The 20,572-nt window shown below is 61.0% G+C and carries 18 protein-coding genes; 3 read left to right on the top strand and 15 right to left on the bottom strand.

Going from position 1 to position 20,572, the window contains the following annotated elements; all coding sequences use genetic code 11:
- Positions 1-480: 480 nt before the first annotated feature.
- From ACZ89E_RS21470 to ACZ89E_RS21420, 11 genes are all read right to left on the bottom strand, one after another.
- Positions 481-1,125 (bottom strand): methionine ABC transporter permease, encoded by a 645-nt coding sequence (locus tag ACZ89E_RS21470; RefSeq protein ID WP_463259081.1) that lies wholly within the window; start codon positions 1,123-1,125, stop codon positions 481-483.
- Positions 1,115-2,236, bottom strand: coding sequence for a methionine ABC transporter ATP-binding protein (locus ACZ89E_RS21465; protein ID WP_476256403.1), 1,122 nt, complete (start codon positions 2,234-2,236; stop codon positions 1,115-1,117). The genes ACZ89E_RS21470 and ACZ89E_RS21465 overlap by 11 nt, the downstream gene beginning before the upstream one ends.
- Before the next feature lie 2 nt (positions 2,237-2,238).
- Positions 2,239-3,048, bottom strand: coding sequence for a MetQ/NlpA family ABC transporter substrate-binding protein (locus ACZ89E_RS21460; RefSeq protein WP_476256402.1), 810 nt, complete (start codon positions 3,046-3,048; stop codon positions 2,239-2,241).
- Between the two features lie 141 nt (positions 3,049-3,189).
- Complete coding sequence (locus ACZ89E_RS21455) at positions 3,190-4,560, bottom strand: LLM class flavin-dependent oxidoreductase (protein WP_476256401.1); 1,371 nt, start codon at positions 4,558-4,560, stop codon at positions 3,190-3,192.
- Entirely contained in the window at positions 4,560-5,753 is a 1,194-nt protein-coding gene (locus tag ACZ89E_RS21450; RefSeq protein ID WP_476256400.1) for an SfnB family sulfur acquisition oxidoreductase, read from the bottom strand. Before ACZ89E_RS21450 ends, ACZ89E_RS21455 begins: the two co-directional genes overlap by 1 nt.
- Positions 5,754-5,791: 38 nt before the next feature.
- On the bottom strand, positions 5,792-7,033 hold the full coding sequence (locus tag ACZ89E_RS21445) for an SfnB family sulfur acquisition oxidoreductase (RefSeq protein ID WP_149659022.1): 1,242 nt from the start codon (positions 7,031-7,033) through the stop codon (positions 5,792-5,794).
- 450 nt (positions 7,034-7,483) lie between these two features.
- The gene (locus ACZ89E_RS21440; RefSeq protein ID WP_149659023.1) at positions 7,484-8,248 is read right to left on the bottom strand and encodes a hypothetical protein; all 765 of its coding nucleotides are present in this window, start codon (positions 8,246-8,248) and stop codon (positions 7,484-7,486) included.
- A 468-nt stretch (positions 8,249-8,716) separates the two neighbouring features.
- Positions 8,717-9,472 carry an L-cystine ABC transporter ATP-binding protein TcyN gene (gene tcyN / locus ACZ89E_RS21435; protein WP_149659024.1) on the bottom strand — a complete coding sequence of 252 codons (756 nt, stop codon included), beginning with the start codon at positions 9,470-9,472 and terminating at the stop codon, positions 8,717-8,719.
- A 4-nt stretch (positions 9,473-9,476) separates the two neighbouring features.
- Positions 9,477-10,142: a cystine ABC transporter permease gene (tcyL, locus tag ACZ89E_RS21430; RefSeq protein WP_178129110.1), complete on the bottom strand. Its 666-nt coding sequence runs from the start codon at positions 10,140-10,142 to the stop codon at positions 9,477-9,479.
- Positions 10,142-10,942, bottom strand: a complete 801-nt coding sequence (gene tcyJ, locus ACZ89E_RS21425; RefSeq protein ID WP_123402703.1) for a cystine ABC transporter substrate-binding protein — start codon at positions 10,940-10,942, stop codon at positions 10,142-10,144. The genes tcyL and tcyJ overlap by 1 nt, the downstream gene beginning before the upstream one ends.
- Positions 10,943-11,276: 334 nt before the next feature.
- Positions 11,277-12,269, bottom strand: coding sequence for a D-cysteine desulfhydrase (locus ACZ89E_RS21420; protein WP_149659027.1), 993 nt, complete (start codon positions 12,267-12,269; stop codon positions 11,277-11,279).
- Between the two features lie 190 nt (positions 12,270-12,459).
- Between ACZ89E_RS21420 and epsC the strand changes: the two genes are divergently transcribed.
- Positions 12,460-13,386, top strand: coding sequence for a serine O-acetyltransferase EpsC (gene epsC / locus ACZ89E_RS21415; RefSeq protein ID WP_149659028.1), 927 nt, complete (start codon positions 12,460-12,462; stop codon positions 13,384-13,386).
- 418 nt (positions 13,387-13,804) lie between these two features.
- Positions 13,805-15,760 (top strand): choline transporter BetT, encoded by a 1,956-nt coding sequence (gene betT, locus ACZ89E_RS21410; protein ID WP_178129121.1) that lies wholly within the window; start codon positions 13,805-13,807, stop codon positions 15,758-15,760.
- Between the two features lie 17 nt (positions 15,761-15,777).
- Here betT and ACZ89E_RS21405 read toward each other — a convergent pair whose 3' ends face one another.
- Positions 15,778-16,035, bottom strand: a complete 258-nt coding sequence (locus tag ACZ89E_RS21405; protein ID WP_463259086.1) for a hypothetical protein — start codon at positions 16,033-16,035, stop codon at positions 15,778-15,780.
- 824 nt (positions 16,036-16,859) lie between these two features.
- Between ACZ89E_RS21405 and mgrA the strand changes: the two genes are divergently transcribed.
- Positions 16,860-17,897, top strand: a complete 1,038-nt coding sequence (gene mgrA, locus ACZ89E_RS21400) for an L-glyceraldehyde 3-phosphate reductase (protein ID WP_149659031.1) — start codon at positions 16,860-16,862, stop codon at positions 17,895-17,897.
- 140 nt (positions 17,898-18,037) lie between these two features.
- Here the strand turns inward: mgrA and tauD are convergent, their stop codons facing one another.
- Genes tauD through tauB form a run of 3 tightly spaced genes read right to left on the bottom strand, consistent with a single transcriptional unit; the run spans position 18,038 to position 20,560 of the window.
- On the bottom strand, positions 18,038-18,880 hold the full coding sequence (gene tauD, locus ACZ89E_RS21395) for a taurine dioxygenase (RefSeq protein ID WP_149659032.1): 843 nt from the start codon (positions 18,878-18,880) through the stop codon (positions 18,038-18,040).
- 55 nt (positions 18,881-18,935) lie between these two features.
- The gene (gene tauC / locus ACZ89E_RS21390) at positions 18,936-19,769 is read right to left on the bottom strand and encodes a taurine ABC transporter permease TauC (RefSeq protein ID WP_169372122.1); all 834 of its coding nucleotides are present in this window, start codon (positions 19,767-19,769) and stop codon (positions 18,936-18,938) included.
- Positions 19,766-20,560, bottom strand: coding sequence for a taurine ABC transporter ATP-binding subunit (gene tauB, locus ACZ89E_RS21385; RefSeq protein ID WP_149659034.1), 795 nt, complete (start codon positions 20,558-20,560; stop codon positions 19,766-19,768). The genes tauC and tauB overlap by 4 nt, the downstream gene beginning before the upstream one ends.
- Positions 20,561-20,572: the final 12 nt, after the last annotated feature.

Genomic DNA, 20,572 nt, shown 5'->3' with positions numbered 1-20,572 from the left:
GGTTAGTCGACCGGTCACCAGGCAATACCGGCGCACCCGAGGGTGCCCTGCGCACAGCCACCATAAATTACAGGCGATAAAACACCTGAGATGAGGTGGCGCTGTGCGCCCGGTAATCCGGGCGACTAAACCCGATCACTGATAAGCAGTGACGGGCCGAAGACTAGCCACGGGATTTGGCAGGCGCAAGCGTGCGAAATGATCTAGGAAATGTCCTGCAAATGAAAGGGAACGGGCCTGCTGGCACTCTGATTTTCTTGTACGAAAACTTCCCTTCACAGGTCGGTGATGACTTACGGCAGACGAGCTTTTGTGGCGAGGGGGTTTACCCCCGTTGGGCTGCGAAGCAGCCCCCAGCCATTCAAAGAGGTGTGTCAGGCAAAACAGGTCGGCAGGTTTTGGGGCCGCTTCGCAGCCCAACGGGGGTAAACCCCCTCGCCACAAAAGCCCCTTCCCCCGCATTAGGTGTTCGCAACTTGCCTAGCGTTTGTTGAGGCCCCGTGCGAGGCGATCCCCACCCAATTGGATGATGGCCACCAACACCACCAGCAACACAATCACCGTCAACATGATCTGGCTGTCAAAGCGCTGATACCCGTACCGATACGCAATGTCCCCCAGCCCACCGGCGCCAATCGCCCCGGCCATGGCCGATGAGTTGATCATCGTCACCAAGGTAATGGTGAAACCGCCGACAATCCCCGGCAACGCCTCTGGCAACAGCACATGCCAGACGATATGCCAGCGCCGGCAACCCATCGCCTGCGCCGCTTCGATCAAGCCGTGATCGACCTCGCGCAAACTCACCTCGGCGATGCGCGCAAAGAACGGTGTCGCGGCAATGGTCAGCGGCACGACCGCCGCCCAGACACCGTAAGTGGTCCCAACGATCAGCCGCGTGAACGGGATCAGCGCCACCATCAGAATCAAAAACGGAATCGAGCGGAACAGGTTCACGAACGCCCCCAGTGCACGGTTCAGCACGGGCGCCTGGTAGATGCCGCCCTTGTCGCTGGTGACCAGAATCACGGCCATCGGAATCCCCGCCAGCAGCGCGATGAGCGATGAGACACCCACCATCAAAAACGTGTCGATAAAGCCCTGCAGCAAGCGATCAAACCACATAACCCAGCACCTCCACCTGTTGCGCCCAGTGGCCGGCGCGCTGACGCAGTGCCTCGGCGCCCAGGGACGAACCTGTCACCGCCAACAGCAATTGCCCCAGCGCATGCCCCTGAATCCGTTCCACGCCGCCCTGAAGCAACCTCACGCGGCCACCGAGGGCGGCAAACAATGCCGCCAGGTCCGGTTCGTCGGTGGCGCTGCCGGTGAATTGCAAACGCAGCACCACCGCGGCGTCCGAGGATTGCGGCTGTGCCTGTAGGCGACTCTGCAATTCCTCCGGCAACGCGTGTTGCAGCGGCGCGAGCAACGTCTTGCTGACCTCATGCTGCGGATTGCCGAAGACTTCCCACACCGGCCCTTGCTCGACGACACGTCCGTGCTCAAGCACCACGACCCGGTCGCAGATATCGCGGATCACCGCCATCTCGTGGGTGATCAGCACGATGGTCAAACCCAGGCGCCGATTGATCTCGCGCAACAGGCCGAGGATCGACTGGGTGGTCTCAGGATCCAGCGCCGAAGTCGCTTCGTCACACAGCAGGATTTCCGGGTCATGCACCAATGCGCGGGCGATGCCGACGCGCTGCTTCTGCCCGCCGGAAAGCTGTGCCGGGTAGGCTTTGTGCTTCTCTTGCAGGCCCACCAGTTCCAGCAGTTCGCGGACCTTTTTCTCGCGCTTGTCCTTCGGTACTCCGGCCACTTTCAGCGGCAACTCAACGTTCTGCCAAACCGTCTTGGCCGACATCAGATTGAAGTGCTGGAAGATCATGCCGATCCGCCGGCGCAGCGCCACCAAGCGGTCTTCATCGAAGTCGCCGATGTCCACTTGATCGATCAATACCCGCCCGGTGCTCGGTTGTTCCAGGCGATTGATCGTGCGGATCAGCGACGACTTGCCGGCGCCGCTGCGGCCGATGATGCCGAACACCTCACCGCGCTGAATCGCCAGGTCGATGCCGTGCAACGCCGCCACCGGGCCTTGCTGGCCGTTGTAGGTTTTGCCCAGGCCGATGAAGCGCACATGGGCGCGATTGAGGTCCGGGCGCAGTTCGGTGTGTTCGGCTTTCTGGGGCTCTGGAATCTCCAGTCGCCGTTGGATCGCGGCCGTCATGCTTAGCTTTCCCAGCCGGCTTGATAGAGCTTGCCGTGGGCTTTATCCAGCGCTGCACGAACGGCGGGCGAGTGCTGGTAGATGTCGACGAATTTGATCAGGCGCGGGTCGGTTTTGCTCTTGGGCTGGATCACGAACTGAATCACGTATTCCTTGTGATCGAGGCCGTCGAACAGCAACGCCGAGCCGGCATCGAAGGTCTTCGACAGACGAATGTAGGCCGGGTAGCCCTGGACCAGATCAGCGTCGTCGTAGGCGCGAACCAGTTGCACGGCTTCAACCTGGAGGATTTTGATTTTCTTCGGGTTGGCGATGATATCTTCTTCGGTGGCCTTGTAGCCCACGCCCGGCTTGAGGGTGATCAGGCCCGCCTTGGCCAGCAGTTGCAGGCCGCGCCCGCTGTTGATCGGGTCGTTGGCGATGGCCACGCTGGCACCCTCTGGCAGCTCGTCGAAGCTTTTGTATTTCTTCGAGTAGAGGCCGACGTTGTTGATGATCCCCGGCGCGAACGGCACCAGGTCAAACCCGGCGGCGGCCTTGGCGTTTTCCAGGAACGGGATGTGCTGGAAGTAATTCACGTCGATGTCGCCGGCGGCGAGGCTGACGTTCGGGGCGATCCAGTCACTGAACTCGACGAGTTCGACTTTCAGGCCTTGCTTGGAGGCCTCTTCGACGGCGGCTTCCAGCGGGATTGCGAACGCGGCGGTGGTGCCGACTTTCAGCGGCGCGTCGGCGGCGAACACCACCGAGCTGAAGAGGCCGAGGGCCAGGGCCAGTGCTTTGACTGGGTGAGAGAGGTAGTGCTTGGTCATGATGGTTATTCCAGTCAGGGCATTGAAGTTTGTGGATCGTTCCCACGCTCTGCGTGGGAATGCCTCCCGGGACGCTCCGCGTCCCTGCGGCTGTGACGCAGAGCGTCACTGGCTGCATTCCCACGCGGAGCGTGGGAACGATCAGGTATGGGGTTGGTATCGGTAGTGGGCGCCGGTGTGTTGCTCCGGCAAGTGCGCTTCACCGTGAAACAGCTTCTCGCGCAGGCTGCCGCTGTCGTAGGCGGTTTTGTACGACCCGCGACGCTGCAACTCAGGAATCACCAGGTCGATGAAATCCACATAGCTTTCCGGCGTGACAATCCGCGTCAGGTTGAAGCCATCCAGCCCGGTTTCGGCGATCCAGGATTCCAGTTCATCCGCCACTTGCTCAGGCGAACCCACCACGGTGATGTAGCGGCCACCGAGGGCGTGTTGTTCGAGCAATTTGCGCCGGGTCCAGTCGTTGTTTTGCAGGTTCTTGGTCGCCGACTGGATCGCGTTGCTTTTCACGTACTGGATCGGCTCGTCGATTTCGTACTGGGAAAAATCGATCGCCGTGGACGCCGAAAAATGCGCGACACCGGCCTCGGCGCTGGCGTAGCTCAGGTACTCGGCGTGCTTCTTCCAGGCAAGCTCCTCGGTGGCGCCGACGATCACGTTCAAACCCATGAACACCTTGATGTCCTCAGGATTGCGCCCGGCCTCGACCGCGCTGGCGCGGACCTTGTCCACCTGGACTTTGGTCGACGGTTTGTTCTGGCCGCTGATGAACACGCACTCGGCGTGACGCCCGGCGAACAGCAAGCCGCGATCCGAACTGCCGGCCTGGAACAGCACCGGCGTGCGCTGCGGCGACGGCTCGCAGAGGTGATAACCCTCGACCTGATAGAACTCGCCCTTGTGCTCGACCTTGTGCACTTTCTCCGGTTGGGCGTAGATCCGCTGCTTGGGATCGTTGAGCACCGCGCCGTCCTCCCAACTGCCTTCCCAGAGTTTGTAGAGCACTTGCAGGTATTCATCGGCCTGGTCGTAGCGGCGGTCGTGCTCGACTTGCTCGCTCAGGCCCATGGCCTTGGCCGCGCTGTCGAGGTAGCCGGTGACGATGTTCCAACCGACCCGACCGCGACTCAAATGGTCGAGGGTCGACATGCGCCGGGCGAACAGGTACGGCGTTTCGTAAGTCAGGTTGGCGGTGAGGCCGAAACCGAGATTTTTCGTCACCGCCGCCATCGCCGAGACCAGCAGCAACGGGTCGTTGACCGGCAGCTGGATCGACTCTTTCAGCGGCACGTCCACCGAGTTTTGATAGACGTCATACACGCCGACGATGTCGGCGATGAACAAGCCGTCGAACAGTCCGCGCTCCAGCAGTTGCGCCAGTTCGGTCCAGTATTCGATGGTTTTGTACTGGGTGGACGTGTCCCGCGGATGGGTCCACAGGCCATGGTTGATGTGCCCGATGCAGTTCATGTTGAACGCGTTGAGCAGGATTTTTTTCTTCGCGTCGGCCATCAGAGGGTCCCCCGCAGCGGCGGGTTTTCATCGTTGAGGTAGTAATTGCCTACCGCGTGATACTTCCAGCGCACCGGGTCGTGCAGGGTGTGCACCCGAGCGTTGCGCCAGTGCCGATCCAGACCGTGTTCGATCAGGGTGGCCTGGCTGCCGGCGAGTTCGAACAGCGTGCTGCCGGCGGCGAGGGAGATTTCGGTGCTGATGGCCCGGGCTTCGGCGACGGCAATCGACGCAGCGGCGACGGTCTCGGCGTTCATCTCGGCCTGGGCCTTGTCGAGAAATTCGCCGGAGCGTTCGAGCAAGGCTTCGGTGGCGTGCAGGCGAATCGCCAAATGGCCGAAGCTCTTGATGGTCAGTGGGTCGTCGACGGCTTTTTCATGGGTGGCGTCGATCCACGGCCGGGTCTTGGTGCGCACGAAGTGCAGGGCATCTTCGTAAGCGGCGCGGGCGATGCCGGTGTCGATGGCGGCGTGAAGGATCTGCGCCAGCGGGCCGACGGTGGTCGGGCGTTCGAAAGCGCTTTGGAACGGGATCACGTCTTCGGCGGCGACGTACACGTCTTCAAACACCACCGAACCGCTGCCGGTGGTGCGCTGGCCGAAGCCGCTCCAGTCGTCGATCACCGTCAGGCCTTTGCTGTCACGCGGCACGAAGGCGAGTTGCTGCACGCCGTGTTCATCCACCACCGAAGTCGGGATGCGCTGGGCATAGATCGCGCCGGTGGCGTAGAACTTGCGACCGTTGATGCGATAGCCATCACCGTCGCGTTTGAGGCTGGTGACGCGGTCATGGGCGGTTTTGGTGCCAAGTTCGGCCAGGGCATTGCCGAAACGCTGGCCGGCCAGGACTTCGGCGTACAGGCGCTTTTTCTGGTCTTCGCTGCCATTCACCCGCAGCACTTCGAGGGCGTAGAAATGGTTCTGCGGGATTTGCCCGAGGGAGCCGTCAGCCTGGGCAATCAAGGCAATGACCTTGGCCAGGGTGACGTTGGACACGCCAGCCCCGCCGTATTCTTTTGGCACGCTGATGCCCCAGAGGCCCGAGCGGGAAAACACTTCGAGTTCCGGGTGTGGCAAACGGCGTTCGCGGTCGCGCAGGGCGCTGTCGCGTTTGAAGTCGTCGGCCAGGTCACTGGCGACGATCAGGGCTTGCTCATCGCTGGTTATGACCGCGACGTGGTGAGAAAGAGTCATGTGTTTCTCCAGAGATCTGGTCAAAAGTGTTCTGGTCGTTAGATCCAGGAGTGACGAGCGGGTAGCGTGCCGTTCAGGTGATAAGCGCCGACAGCGTGGTACTTCCAGCGAACGGGGTCGTGCAAGGTGTGCACGCGGGCGTTGCGCCAGTGACGGTCGAGGTTGAATTCGGCGAGGGTGGCGCGGCTGCCGGCCAGTTCGAAGAGCTTTTCGCTGGCCAGCAACGAGATCTCGGTGGTCAGCACTTTGGCTTCGGCCACGGCAATCGAGGCGCGAGCGGCGGATTCGGCGGTGAGCGGCGCGGCGTTGACCTGATCGAGCACTTGCCCGGCCTTGCGCAGCAGCGCTTCGGCGGCGTGCAGTTCGATTTTCAGTTTGCCGATGTCGGCGATCACATACAGGTCATCGCTGGCCCGTTCGACCTTGGCGTCGATCCATGGGCGGGCGCGGGTTTTGACGAATTCGATGGCGTCGTCGATGGCGCCACGGGCGATGCCGGCGTCGATGGCCGCCTGGATCAATTGCGACACGGCGCCCTGGATGTTCGGGCTGTCGTTGATCTTCCAGTTATCCACCACCAGCTCGGCGTCGACCCGCACGTTGTTGAGCAAAATGGTGCCGCTGGCGGTGGTGCGCTGGCCGAAACCGGACCAGTCATCGACGATGCGCAGCCCCGGCGTACCACGGCGGACGAAGGCCAGCACTTGCTTGCCGTCATCGTTCAAGGCCTTGACCGCGACCCAGTGGGCGAACAGCGCGCCGGTGGAGTAGAACTTCTGGCCGCTGATGACAAAACCGTCACCATCCGCCGTGATCCGCGCCTTGAGTTCGAGGGTGTTCTTGGTGCCGCGTTCCGGCCCGGCATTGCCGATGCGCCAGCCTTCGAGCACGCTTTTGAACAGCTGCTTTTTCTGCGCTTGCGTGGCGCTGCCGAGCACCAGATTCAGGATGCCGAACTGGTTCTGCGGGATTTGCCCGAGTGCCGGATCGGCCGCGGAAATGATCGCGAACACATCGGCAATGGTGACGAACGAAACCTGCGGGCCACCGTACTCGCGCGGGATGGCAATGCTGCCCAGGCCGCTACGGGTGAACTGTTCGATTTCCGACCACGGCAACTTGCGCTGCTGGTCACGTTTGGCGGCTTGCAGGCGGGCGACTTGCGCCAGCTCATGGGCGGCCTTGATGGCTTGTGCGTCGTTGCGCAAAACCTGCGCGGGCAACAACAGGGGGGCGATATCCAGGTCACTCTGGATAGTAGCTTCTGCCAGACTGGACATCAGTGCCGCTCCTTGGCTGCACGCAATGCCCTGGCGATCTGCACTGGGGTGATTGTGTTCCGGACCATACCTACCTCACATCTCATGAAAAACGCCGCGAGGGTGGCGGCGAGCGAAAAACAAGAATGTCCGGTGGTCCGGTGCATATACCCTAAGCGTGTATAAAAAATTAATAAACTAACTTTTGGGAATATGTATAGAAGGGCGTCTGTCCGTGGGGCAACAGTTGTTTGTGGAGCAACAGTCGACGCGTGGGCTGGGGTGGAGAGGGGCTCCTTTGGGAGGGGGCTTGCTGTGGTGAGGGGGCTTGCCCCCGTTCGACTGCGCAGCAGTCGCCAACCCCTTCACCGCGATTAATAGATAAATCGCAGTTGTAGATTTGGGGGCGCTTCGCGCCCCAACGGGGGCAAGCCCCCTCGCCACAAAGGCCCTCCAGCCACAACGGTGGCTTCACTTCTTGCGGGGTTCTGCGGCTTTGAGTTCTTCTTTCAACGCCACTTTCAGGTAGGGATTGGCGCAGCCGATCCTGAGCATTCGCGGCGGCGCCCAGCGCGAGTTATTGCCGACCCGGTCGAGGATGCAGTAGGTCACTTCCAGCCTCAGGTCTTCGCCGGCTTCAAGAATGATCGCCGGCGGCACCCAGACCTGGATCGGCTGGCCAATATCTCCGGCCTTGAGCTTGGGCAGGTCCATGCGCACATCGCCCCACTGCAGGGTGATTTCGTCGTCGACGGCCATGTTCAGGTAGGGCTCGATGGTCAGCGGCACACCGCGTTTGATCTGGTTCGGGTTGACCCCGTGACGGCGAATGGTATCGGGGAGGTTGACCGGGGCCAGCCCCTGGTTTTCGTCACCGGACACCGCGGGCGCCTGGCCGCCGGGGCAATCGAGTTTGATCTGCAACCGCGTGGTCAGCGACAGCGCCGGGTCCTGCCCGACCTGCATGACGCGGTAGTGGACGTGGGAGGTGCCATTGACGACAAAGCTCTCGGGCACGCGCAGTTGCACGGTTTGATTGACGTCGTCGACGATCAGGGCTTTTGAAGCCACGTAGCAGTCGTCCCAGTACAGTTCGATCAGATCGCCTTCGTCCATCCCGGGGTAGGGCGCTACAGCGATCAGCAAGTGGGCGGCCGAGGTGATGTTGATGCCACTCCTGTGGGATTGCGCCAGGGTCGGGGCCGCAAGTTCGGGTTTGTTCGAGGTGCTTGTCATGGTTCTCTCCTTGAAGCCTTGCAGCGAAGTCCGTTTCTGGAAGTTCAATAGGCGTGAATTACCGGGCAACAAAAAGTTCGTAGTGATAACGAATGCGTCGGGATAATTGGCGTCTGTTGCAGACTAGATAAGAGCGCGCCGGAATAGGTGTCAATAGAGTTTGTTAGTTGGATGATGGATTCAGTGTTATTCAGAAATTTCCTACACGGTGCAGTTAATAAGCTGCAGCGTGCTGTCGAACTTTACCCACGTTTTCTCCCGGTTTGACCCGTCGGGTACGCAGACCCGTTGAGCCGGGTGGTTCGGGTTAATGGCGAATTTTAGGCAGGAGGATTCTGTTGCAGAACATATATATGTACCGCATTCAGGCCGGCGAAGTTATATAGGCTTGATTCGAGAGAGGGGTGTTTGAAGCGGAAGGTAACTGTCACTTCCATCCATGGAAGTTAACAAGTTTTAAATCATCTTTCAGTTGTGCGAGTTGTTCAGAAACTTGCTGAGGAACTGTTGGGTCCGTTCTTCTTTAGGATTGGCAAACAGCGCCTTCGCGTCACCTTGCTCGACGATCACACCCTTGTCGAAAAACACCACGCGGTTCGCTACGTCACGGGCAAAGCCCATTTCGTGGGTGACGATGACCATGGTGCGGTTCTCTTCGGCGAGGCTGCGGATGGTCGACAACACTTCACCGACCAGCTCGGGGTCGAGCGCAGAAGTGGGCTCATCGAACAGGATCACTTCCGGCTCCATCGCCAGCGCTCGGGCAATGGCCACGCGCTGTTGCTGACCACCGGAGAGGCGTCGCGGGTAAGCGTCTTCCTTGCCCGCCAGGCCAACCCTGGCCAACAGCTTTTTACCCAGGGCCACGGCTTCGGCGTGCGGGATCTTCTTTACGATGATCGGGCCTTCGATGACGTTTTCCAGGGCGGTGCGATGGGGGAACAGGTTGAAGTTCTGGAACACGAAGCCCACGTGCTGGCGCAAACGTCGCACCAGGCCTTGCTGCTGGTTCAGCGGGCGGCTGCCATCGATCTCGATGTCGCCGACCTTGATCCGGCCGCTGGTGGGTTCTTCGAGGAAGTTCAGGCAACGCAGGAACGTGGTCTTGCCCGAGCCGCTGGGCCCGATAATCGCCACGACCTCGCCTTCTTTCACTTCCAGATTGATGCCGTTAAGCACCACTTGACCCTTGAACTGCTTTGTCAGTTTTTCCACGACAATCATTGGGTCAGGACTCCTGGTCGTGCCGATTGACCCGCGCTTCCAACTTGTTCTGCAGGTGCGAGAGCACCGTGGCCAGAATCCAGTAGATCAGCGCGGCGGCCAGATACATGGTGAACACTTCGAAGGTGCGGGCGGTGATCAATTGCGCCTGGCGGAACAGCTCCGGCACCTGGATGGTGGCGGCCAGCGCGGTGTCCTTGACCAGGGAAATGAAGCTGTTGCCCAGCGGCGGCAAAGCCGTGCGCATCGCTTGCGGAATGATGGCCCGGCGCAAGGTCTGCGCGCGGGTCATGCCGATGCTCGCGGCGGCTTCCCATTGGCCACGCTCGATGGAACTGATCGCGGCACGCAGGATTTCGCAGGCGTAGGCGGCCATGTTCAGCGAGAAGCCGATCAGGGCTGCCGGCAGCGGATCAAGTTCGACCCCCAATTGCGGCAAGCCGTAATAAATCACGAACAGTTGCACCAGCAACGGCGTGCCGCGAAAGAACGACACGTAGATGCGGGCGAGCCAGCTCACCGATTTGAACCGCGACAGGCGCATCAACGCCAGGCCGAAGCCCATCACCAGGCCGAAGAACATCCCGCCCAGGCTCAAGATCACCGTGTAGTACGCGCCCTTCAACAGGAAGGGCGCGGAGTCCAGTGCGAGTTGGAAAGCTTCTTCCATTATTTGGTGACGTCAGTCTGGAAGTATTTTTCCGAGATCTTGGCCAGTGTGCCGTCGGCGCGCAGCTCGTCGAGGGCCTTGTTCACTGCAGCCAGCAGTTCAGGTTCGCCTTTACGCAGGGCAATCCCGGATTCCTGACGGGAGAATGCCTGGCCGGCAGCCACGGTTTTCGGGGCTTTCTTGGCGTATTCAAGCGCCGCGAGGCGGTCGATCAGGATGGCGTCGGTACGGCCGTTGTTCAGGTCGGCGAACTTGGTCGGATCATCGTCGTAGGTGCGCACGTCAGCGCCCGGCACGTTGGCGCGGACCCACTGTTCGTAGTTGGTACCCAGGCCTACACCGACTTTCTTGCCGGTCAGGTCAGCGGCGGTCTTGATGTTCAGCGCGGCTTCCTTGCTCTTCAGCACCAGCGCTTGAATCCCGGAGATGGTGTACGGCTCGGAGAAGTCATACTTCTTCTTGCGCTCGTCGGAGATGGTCACCTGGTTGACCACCAGGTCCAGGCGCTTGGATTCCAGAGCGGCTAGGATGCCGTCCCACTTGGTTGGCTGAATCTTGGCTTTAACGCCCAGCTTTTTGGCCAGGGCTTCGGAGAGCTCGACTTCGAAGCCGGCCAGTTTGCCGTCGGCGTCGACGAAACTGAACGGTGGATAAGTGCCTTCCAGGCCGACGTTGATCACGCCTGCGTCCTTGATTTTTTGCAGCTGCTCACCGGCAACCGCTTGCCCCAACAGGCCGGCGCTCAATGCCAGGCCCAGCGAACCTACCAGCAGGTTGCGACGTAGTGCGGAAAAATTCATGACAAGCCCCTGTGTTTTCTTATGGAAGACGCTATTAGGAATGTTGGCAAAATCGGGATTTGAACGATTGCGATATCCTGCCCTAAAGCAGCTTATGCGTCTCGCGCCAAATTCGCCTGCGGCGCGACTATATGATGATGGCGTTAGATAGGAAAATACTAAATATCAATTTTGTTATTCGTTTATAGAATATGCGGCCGACGCAGTTGATCGTTCCCACGCTCTGCGTGGGAATGCAGCCCGGGACGCTCCGCGTCCCATTGGAACGCAGAGCGTCCCTTGAGGCATTCCCACGCGGAGCGTGGGAACGATCTGTCTGCGTGGGAACGATCGGTCAAAGAAAGTCTTTATAGGCAAACAACGCCGGCGCCCCACCGGTGTGCAGGAAGATGATCGGGCCGTCATCAAACCGCCCACGGCCAATGCCATCGAGCAACCCGGCCATGGCCTTGCCGGTGTACACCGGATCCAGCAGCAAACCTTCCTGACTCGCCAGCAACTTCACCGCCGACAACGTCCCGGCATTCGGCTCGCCATAACGCGGGCCGAAGTATTCATCCCACAACTCGACTTTGAACGATGACGGCAAACTCACCCCCAGCAACTCCGCCGTGCGCTCGGCCAGGCCCTGGACTTTCGGTCGCTGATCTTCCTCGCTACGGGACACCGTCACGCCAATCACTGGCAAATCCGGGAGTGCTTCATTCAAGGCCAATGCCAGGCCACTGTGGGTGCCGGCACTGCCCGACGCCAGCACCACGGCCGCGAACTTCAGGCCGGTGTCCTTGATCTGTTCTGCCAATTCCAGCCCGGCGCGAACGTAACCCAGCGCACCCAAGGCGTTGGAGCCGCCAATCGGCACCACGTACGGATGCTTGCCGTTATTGCGCAGGCGATCGGCCAAGGCTTGGAGTTGGTCGTCGGCGTTGTCGAGGTTCTCCACCAGCTCGACCTTGGCATCGAACAAATCCAGCAACAGCCGATTGCCGTTGCCAACATAGTTGGCGTCATCCGTGCCCAGCGGATTTTCCAGCAGCGCCACACAACCCAGGCCCAGTTTGGCGGCGATGGCCGCAGTCTGGCGTACGTGGTTGGATTGCAGTGCGCCGGCGGTGATCAAGGTGTCGGCGCCTTGGGCCAGCGCATCGGCGGCCAGGTATTCGAGTTTGCGCAGCTTGTTGCCGCCCATGGCCAGCGGTGTCAGGTCGTCGCGTTTGACGTAGACATCGCGGCCCAGCCAGGTGGACAAGCGTTCGAGTTTTTCCAGAGCGGTAGGGTGGCCAAGCAGGTCGAGGCGGTTAAAGCGGGCAAGCGATTGTTTGATCATGGGTCCGTACTGGCGGAGGAGGATGTCAGGACTATAGGCACGGCTATTTGTGCGAGCAACCGCCAATCGCTTATATCCGAATGTGCTGAACACAGCACAATTGGTTCTTAATTCGGCTCCGAGCCCTTGCCGTAAAGTAATCGCCGTCAGCGCGGCCAGACAGTCCGGCCGCCCGTGTGGAGTTTTTACCGTGAGCGAGCGTTCCAGCCATTGGCAATTGCAGACCATCGTCAGCCAGCTGCGCACGGCACGTGATCAATGGCGTGCACAAAACGGCCGCGCCAGCGGCGAGCAGGGCGGTCGCGAGTTGCCGTCCCGGGCGGCGATGGCGGAGATTCTTGAAGCCTTGTGCGGGGCGTTGTTCCCGATGCGTCTGGGGCCGGTGGATTTGCGTGAAGAGAGTGAAGACTTCTACGTCGGCCATACCCTCGACGTGGCGCTGAACGCATTGCTGGCCCAGGCGCGACTCGAACTGCGTTACGCCGCCCGGCACAGCGCCGAGGTCGACACCGAAGTCGAGGCCAAGACCATTTCCATCATCCAGGACTTCGCCCTCGCCTTGCCGGGGCTGCGTAGTCTGCTCGACACCGACGTGCTGGCGGCCTATCACGGCGACCCGGCAGCGCGCAGCGTCGATGAAGTGCTGCTGTGCTATCCGGGGATCCTGGCGGTGATTCACCATCGCCTCGCCCACCATCTGTACCGCGCCGGGTTGCCGTTGCTGGCGCGGATCAGCGCGGAAATCGCGCACTCGGCGACCGGCATCGACATTCATCCGGGGGCGCAGATCGGCCGCAGCTTCTTTATCGATCACGGGACGGGTGTGGTGATTGGCGAAACGGCGATCATCGGCGAGCGGGTGCGGATCTATCAGGCCGTGACGTTGGGTGCCAAGCGTTTCCCATCGGATGAGGACGGCCAGTTGCAGAAGGGCCATCCGCGGCATCCGATTGTCGAGGACGATGTGGTGATCTATGCCGGGGCGACGATTCTGGGGCGGATCACCATCGGCAAGGGCTCGACCATTGGCGGCAACGTATGGCTGACCCGCAGCGTACCGGCGGGGTGCAACCTGACGCAGGCGAATTTGCAACATGATGATGGAACGCAGAAGTAAGGCCCGAGATCTGGGCTGACTGAACTGGCCTCTTCGCGGGCAAGCCTCGCTCCTACAGGTTATGCGCGATTTTTCGAAATTGCGCGGACCTGTAGGAGCGAGGCTTGCCCGCGAATGGTTTCAAGCCGAACCGCGATAATGGCAATCCGCCAATTTCCCAGTGAACGAATCCCCCTACCCCCACGTCATACCCTTCCTTGAGCTAGCGTAGGAAAGCGACCGCCGAGCCCTGCGATTAGTCCTTAGCACGCTATTCATGTTTAACTTGAACGCTCATTCAAGTTAAACCGCCGGTTTGCTGCCCGCTCACAACAGGAGGCTTGCCCTTGCCGAGTCCGTTTCTGATTGCCCTGTTTCACCCCCTTGAGGTGCGCTGTTCATGAGTGCACCGTCCACCCCTGCAAGCGGCCAAGTCCGCATGAATCCACCGGTGTTTTACTTCGCGGCGGGTTTCATCCTGTTGTTCGGCATCGTTGTCATGGCCTTCCCCAAGCAGGCCGGTGCCTGGCTGCTGGAAGCGCAAAACTGGGCGGCCAATACGGTCGGCTGGTATTACATGCTCGCGATGACCCTGTATCTGGTCTTCGTGGTGGTCACCGCGTTATCGGGCTACGGCAAGATCAAGCTCGGTGCCGACCACGACGAACCCGAATTCAGTTACCTGTCCTGGGCCGGCATGCTGTTCGCGGCCGGGATCAGTATCACGCTGTTTTTCTTTTGTGTGTCCGAACCGCTGACGCACCTGGCGCAGCCGCCCCAAGGCACCGCCGGCACGCCGGAAGCGGCGCGCCAGGCGATGCAGATTCTGTTTCTGCACTGGGGCCTGCATGGCTGGGGCGTTTTCGCCTTTGTCGGTATGGCGCTGGCCTACTTCGCCTATCGGCATAACCTGCCGCTGGCCCTGCGTTCGGCGCTGTACCCGCTGATCGGCAAGCGCATCAATGGCCCCATTGGTTACGCGGTGGATGGCTTCGGCATCATCGCCACGGTGTTCGGCCTCGGCGCGGACATGGGTTTTGGCGTGTTGCACCTCAACTCGGGGCTCGACTACCTGTTCGGCATCGCCCACACCCACTGGATTCAGGTGGGCCTGATCACGCTGATGATGGGCGCGGCGATCATCGTTGCCGTCTCCGGCGTCGATAAAGGCGTGCGGGTGATGTCCGACATCAACATGCTGCTGGCCTGCGCGCTGCTGCTGTTCGTGCTGTTTGCCGGCCCGACCCAGCACCTGCTCAACACCTTGATCCAGAACATCGGCGACTACCTCGGCGCGTTGCCGATGAAGAGTTTCGACCTCTACGCCTACGATAAACCCAGCGACTGGCTAGGCGGCTGGACGGTGTTCTACTGGGCCTGGTGGATCGCATGGTCGCCGTTCGTGGGCCTGTTCATCGCGCGGATTTCCCGTGGCCGGACCATCCGCGAATTCGTCTTCGGCGTGCTGTTGATCCCGCTCGGTTTCACCCTGGCGTGGATGTCGATCTTCGGCAACAGCGCCATCGACCAGGTGCTCAACCACGGCATGACGGCGCTCGGTATGTCGGCCATCGATAACCCGTCGATGACCCTGTACCTGCTGCTGGAAACCTATCCGTGGAGCAAGACTGTGATCGCGGTCACGGTGTTTATCAGCTTCGTGTTCTTCGTCACCTCCGCTGACTCCGGCACCGTAGTCCTGTCGACGCTGTCGGCCAAGGGCGGCAATCCGGATGAAGACGGGCCGAAATGGCTGCGGGTGTTCTGGGGCGCGATGACGGCGCTGGTGACCAGCGCGCTGCTGTTCTCCGGCAGCATCGATGCGCTGAAGTCGGCGGTAGTGCTGACCTCGTTGCCGTTCTCGATGATCCTGCTGCTGATGATGTGGGGGCTGCACAAGGCCTTCTACCTGGAGTCGCAGAAGCAGATTGCGCAGATGCACTCCCTGGCGCCGGTCTCCGGTTCCAAGCGTGGCGGCTGGCGTCAGCGCTTGAGTCAGGCGGTGCATTTCCCGTCGCGGGATGAGGTTTATCGCTTCCTAGAAACCTCGGTGCGTCCGGCGATTGAAGAAGTGACGGCGGTGTTTGTCGAGAAGGGCTTGAGCGTGGTTGCTCAGCCAGACCCGGCCAACGACAGCGTCAGCCTGGAAATTGGTCATGGCGAGCAGCATCCGTTCATCTACCAGGTGCAGATGCGCGGCTACTTCACGCCGTCCTTCGCCCGTGGCGGTATGGGTTCCAAGCAACTCAACAACCGTCGCTACTACCGCGCCGAGGTGCATCTGAGCGAGGGCAGTCAGGACTACGATCTGGTGGGTTACACCAAGGAGCAGATCATCAACGACATCCTCGACCAGTACGAACGGCACATGCAGTTCCTGCACCTGGTGCGTTGATCGAGCGCCGGTGGCGGCTAGGCTTTGTTCAACACCATGAACAACACCAGCGCCGCCACCGGCACACTGAACACCACCGTGCCGACCACCAGCTCCGAACTCACGGGCTGGTTGGCCGTGACCACGCCCACCGCGCCGTTGATCACCGTCAGTGCCAGCCACAGGACGACGAAGCTGTAAGTCAGTGTCTGGCGGCTGAAGCCGACTCGCTCGCCGATGTAGAGCATCAGTGCGAGCAGGACCAGGCCGAAGAAGATGATGATGGTGGTGTGCATATGTGCTCCGCCTGTCGATAGGTGTTGCCTGTCCGACCGCCATCGCGAGCGAGCTCGCTCCCACAATTGATCCTTGTTGTTCACCAGTTTAGTGGTCGCTGGAGATCCAGTGTGGGCGTAGTGCATGTCGATCCGGGATGTGTCTTTCGCTCGGGTGTTCCCGCGTCCGGACTCTCCATCCCCCTTCGCATCGTCGCCAGCCGGGCGGTCTCCCGTGTGAGCGAGTAGTCCCCAAGGACGAGCGCTGCGCCCGGAGCGATTTCCAGTCCATGACGCGCTCAGACCACGCTGAACCCTTGACTTTGCAGGTTGTATCGAGCGCCCTGAACGGGCGCTTTGGGCCTGGGTGTCATCGCTGTACCCCCTATAAAAATGCATGCCATGTAGTACGAAATATTGCCTCGCCACGTCAGTTTCAGAGTGGCGCTCGGCCCGTGATCTGACCGTTTTGTACCGAAGTTGTCGAGGTTTCGTTGTGCAGGTAGCGCTGAGGTTCGCGGTACATACTGCTTCTCGGGAAAGTACACATTTGGGCGGCGGCGGTGGGCACCACCGACTCGGAGGGTCGTTGAATGTGGCGCTCATCCAAAGGGTAGTCGGTGATCGTTCGGGCCGCACGCGTGCAAGCCGAGAGCCGCGTGTGGAAGAAGTATGAAACGTTTCAGCAATTAGTCGCAGCCAGGGTTGGCGGCGCATTACTTGGGCGTATGCTGGTCAACTTCGACGTATCGAAGTCACTGAACATTAGAAGACGGGCCTCTCTCGCAAGCGAGTTGGCCCGGGTAGAAATCGACACCATTTCAAAACAGACAAGAGAGGATTCGATGACTTACACCGCTGCCGAAAACCGCTATGAGTCCATCCCTTACCGCCGCGTAGGTCGCAGCGGGCTGGTGCTGCCGGCACTGTCCCTGGGGCTGTGGCACAACTTCGGCGACAGTACGCCGATCGACACCCAGCGCTCGTTGCTGCGCACGGCGTTTGACCTGGGCATCAACCACTTCGACCTGGCCAACAACTATGGCCCGCCGTACGGCAGCGCCGAAATCAACTTCGGTCGCTTGCTGCGTGAAGACTTCAAGCAGTACCGCGACGAACTGATCATCTCCAGCAAGGCCGGTTGGGACATGTGGCCAGGCCCGTACGGCCAGGGCGGCGGTTCGCGCAAATACGTGCTGGCCAGCCTCGACCAGAGCTTGCAACGCCTGGGCCTGGACTACGTGGACATCTTCTATTCCCACCGCTTCGACCCGGACACCCCACTGGAAGAAACCGCCAGCGCATTGGCCACTGCCGTGCAGCAGGGCAAGGCGTTGTACATCGGCATCTCGTCCTACTCCGGGGTGAAAACCCGCGAAATGGCCGCGCTGCTGCAAGAGTGGAAAGTGCCACTGTTGATTCACCAACCGGCCTACAACCTGCTCAATCGCTGGGTGGAAAAAGATCTGCTGGATGTCACCGATGAACTCGGCGCTGGCGTGATTGCGTTCACCCCGTTGGCCCAGGGTTTGTTGACCGACAAATACCTCAACGGCATTCCGAAGGATGCGCGGGTCAACCGTCCGGGCGGTGGTTCGTTGCAGTCGGCGCACCTGTCTGAAGCCAACATCGCCCACGTGCGCGGGCTCAATGAGATTGCCAAGCGGCGTGGCCAGAGCCTGGCGCAACTGGCCTTGGCCTGGACCCTGCGTGACCCGCGCGTGACCTCGGCCCTGATCGGCGCGAGCCGGCCGGAGCAGATTATCGAGAACGTCGGGGCGTTGCAGAATCTGAGCTTTAGCGCGCAAGAGTTGGCGGAGATTGATCGGTTTGCCCAGGAGGGCGGGATCAATCTTTGGGAGAAGCCTTCTACCGCTGAGTAACTGAGTAACTGAGTAACTGAGTAACTGAGTACTGATCGTTCCCTCGCGCAGCAAAGGAATGCATCCCGTGACGCTCCGCGTCACAGCGGACGCGGAGCGTCCATGGCTGCGTTACCACGCGGAGCGTGGGAACGATCGGTTCACCGGAAAAACGGCACATCCCCCAACACCGTCGCCCGCTGCATCACCCGCCGCGCCGGGCGGTAATCATCCACCGCGTAATGCTGAGTCACGCGGTTATCCCAGAACGCCACGTCGTCCTTCTGCCAGCGCCAGCGAATGGTGAAATCCGGCCGTGTGGCGTGGGCGAAGAGAAACTTCAGGATCACCTCGCTCTCGGTCTCCGACAGCTCATTGATCTTCGACGTAAACCCTTCATTGACGAACAGCGACCGGCGCCCGCTCACCGGGTGTGTACGAATCACCGGGTGCGACAGCGGCGGGTTCTTGCGTCGGGCTTCCTCCCACTGCGCTAATGCTTCCGGCGTGTTGCCGTAGCGCTCCAGCGGGAATGAACGGGTGAAATCGTGAGTCGCGGTCAGCCCTTCGAGCAAGGTTTTCATCGGCGCCGACAACGCTTCATACGCCGCAATCCCGCTGGCCCATAACGTGTCGCCACCAAACTCCGGCAGTAACTTGGCACTGAGTACCGCGCCCATCGCCGGGGTCGGCAGGAAAGTGACGTCGGTGTGCCAGATCGCGTTGTCGCGCACGTCGGTGACGGCGGTGTCGAGGATCAGCACTTCCGGCTGTTCCGGCACGTTCGGGTAGATCGGGTGAATGTGCAGGTCGCCAAAATTCGCGGCGAACCGTGCCTGTTGTTGCGGCTCGATCGGTTGGTCGCGGAAGAACAGCACCTGATGCTTGAGCAGCGCCTGTTCGATGGCGTCACGCTGTGGCGGGGTCAGCGGCTGACTGATGTCGATGCCGCTGATCTGCGCGCCGAGGGCCGAGCTTAAAGGGACGATGGTCAGGTGGCTCATGGTGGTTCTCTTCAATCCGGGGCGCCGAGTTGTCGGCGTAGTCAGTGACAAATCTTCAGTGCGCCTGGCCGTGCCACGGCACCAGTTTGCGTTGCAGGGCGCGCAGGCCCATTTCCATGGCGAAGGCAATCAGCGCGATCACCAGAATCCCCAGCACCACCACATCGGTGACCAGGAATTGCGCCGCCGACTGCACCATAAAGCCCAAACCGCTGGTGGCGGCGATCAATTCGGCGGCGACCAGCGTCGACCATCCCACGCCCAAACCAATCCGCACGCCGGTCAAGATATCCGGCAGCGCGCTCGGCAGAATCACATGCCGAATCAACTGCGCCCGGGTCGCGCCCAAGGACTGCGCGGCGCGCAACTTGGCCGGATCAACCGTGCGCACGCCGGTGGCGGTGGCGATGGCAATCGGGGCGAAGATCGCCAGGTAGATCAGCAAGACTTTCGACAGCTCACCGATGCCGCACCAGATCACGATCAGCGGCAGGTAGGCCAGCGGTGGAATCGGGCGGTAGAACTCGATCAGCGGATCGAGAATGCCGCGAGCGATGCGGTTGTGGCCGATGGCAATCCCCACCGGCACGGCGGTGAGCACCGCGAAGCCGAGGCCCAGGCCGATACGGCTCAGGCTCGCGCCCAAGTGCTGCCACAAGGTCGAATCCATGTAGCCGGTGGTCGCCAGCAGCCAGCCTTTTTGCAGCACGGCGGACGGCGGTGGCAGGAACAGCGGCTCGATCATGCCGGTGGCGGTGACGGCCCACCAGATGAACACCAAAGCGAACAACGTCAGCACGCTGATCCAGCGCGTGCTCACACTGCGCCGCACCGGAATCACCGTCGAACCGGGTTTCACCGTCACGGCCGGAATTTCATAGCTGCTCATGCGCGCTCCTGCCGCGTGGCGGCGCTGCGTTGGGAGAACACTTTGGCGAGCACGTGTTCGCGGGTTTCGATAAAGCGCGGGTCGGATTTGATCGCCCGTGCCGACTCACCGGCGGCGTAACGCTGGCCGAAGTCCAGGCTCAGGCGCTCGACGATTTGCCCGGGGTTGGGCGCCAGCAGAATCAGGTCAGTGGCGAGGAACACCGCTTCTTCGATGTCGTGGGTGATCAGGAACACCGGTTTGGCGGTGCGCTGCCAGACTTGCAGCAACAGCTCCTGCATCTGTTCGCGGGTGAAGGCATCGAGGGCGCCGAAAGGCTCGTCCATCAGCAACACACGCGGGTCGGCAGCAAGGGCGCGGGCGAGGCCAACACGTTGCTTCTGGCCGCCCGAGAGCTGCCAGATGCGCCGGTTTTCGAAACCGGACAGGTCCACCAGTGCGAGCATTTCCCTGGCGCGGATCTCGCGTTTTTCTTTCGACACACCGGCCAGTTCCAGACCGAAACCCACATTGGCCAACACGTCCTGCCAAGGCAGCAGGGCGTCGTCCTGGAACACCACGCCGCGTTCGGCACTCGGGCCTTTGACCGGCACGCCATCGAGGGTGATGCGTCCGGCGCTGGGTTCGACGAAACCGGCAATCAGGTTCAACAGCGAAGTCTTGCCACTGCCGGACGGGCCGAGGGCCACCAGCAATTGCTGGGGCCCCAGGCTCAAGGAAATATCCGTCAGTACCGGTTCCGGACTGCCGGGGTACTGTGCGCTGATGCGCTCCAGCTGTAGCAAAGCCATCGCGGTTAACTC

The organism is Pseudomonas sp. TE3899 (assembly GCF_056279105.1).
This window is presented reverse-complemented; position numbering and strand designations above follow the sequence as displayed.

Excerpts from the sequence above, each read along its gene's own strand:
- ACZ89E_RS21470 (WP_463259081.1), bottom strand. The coding sequence starts at position 1,125 with ATGTGGTTTGATCGCTTGCTGCAGGGCTTTATCGACACGTTTTTGATG.
- ACZ89E_RS21465 (WP_476256403.1), bottom strand. The coding sequence starts at position 2,236 with ATGACGGCCGCGATCCAACGGCGACTGGAGATTCCAGAGCCCCAGAAA.
- ACZ89E_RS21460 (WP_476256402.1), bottom strand. The coding sequence starts at position 3,048 with ATGACCAAGCACTACCTCTCTCACCCAGTCAAAGCACTGGCCCTGGCC.
- ACZ89E_RS21455 (WP_476256401.1), bottom strand. The coding sequence starts at position 4,560 with ATGGCCGACGCGAAGAAAAAAATCCTGCTCAACGCGTTCAACATGAAC.
- ACZ89E_RS21450 (WP_476256400.1), bottom strand. The coding sequence starts at position 5,753 with ATGACTCTTTCTCACCACGTCGCGGTCATAACCAGCGATGAGCAAGCC.
- ACZ89E_RS21445 (WP_149659022.1), bottom strand. The coding sequence starts at position 7,033 with ATGTCCAGTCTGGCAGAAGCTACTATCCAGAGTGACCTGGATATCGCC.
- ACZ89E_RS21440 (WP_149659023.1), bottom strand. The coding sequence starts at position 8,248 with ATGACAAGCACCTCGAACAAACCCGAACTTGCGGCCCCGACCCTGGCG.
- tcyN (WP_149659024.1), bottom strand. The coding sequence starts at position 9,472 with ATGATTGTCGTGGAAAAACTGACAAAGCAGTTCAAGGGTCAAGTGGTG.
- tcyL (WP_178129110.1), bottom strand. The coding sequence starts at position 10,142 with ATGGAAGAAGCTTTCCAACTCGCACTGGACTCCGCGCCCTTCCTGTTG.
- tcyJ (WP_123402703.1), bottom strand. The coding sequence starts at position 10,942 with ATGAATTTTTCCGCACTACGTCGCAACCTGCTGGTAGGTTCGCTGGGC.
- ACZ89E_RS21420 (WP_149659027.1), bottom strand. The coding sequence starts at position 12,269 with ATGATCAAACAATCGCTTGCCCGCTTTAACCGCCTCGACCTGCTTGGC.
- betT (WP_178129121.1), top strand. The coding sequence starts at position 13,805 with ATGAATCCACCGGTGTTTTACTTCGCGGCGGGTTTCATCCTGTTGTTC.
- ACZ89E_RS21405 (WP_463259086.1), bottom strand. The coding sequence starts at position 16,035 with ATGCACACCACCATCATCATCTTCTTCGGCCTGGTCCTGCTCGCACTG.
- mgrA (WP_149659031.1), top strand. The coding sequence starts at position 16,860 with ATGACTTACACCGCTGCCGAAAACCGCTATGAGTCCATCCCTTACCGC.
- tauD (WP_149659032.1), bottom strand. The coding sequence starts at position 18,880 with ATGAGCCACCTGACCATCGTCCCTTTAAGCTCGGCCCTCGGCGCGCAG.
- tauC (WP_169372122.1), bottom strand. The coding sequence starts at position 19,769 with ATGAGCAGCTATGAAATTCCGGCCGTGACGGTGAAACCCGGTTCGACG.
- tauB (WP_149659034.1), bottom strand. The coding sequence starts at position 20,560 with ATGGCTTTGCTACAGCTGGAGCGCATCAGCGCACAGTACCCCGGCAGT.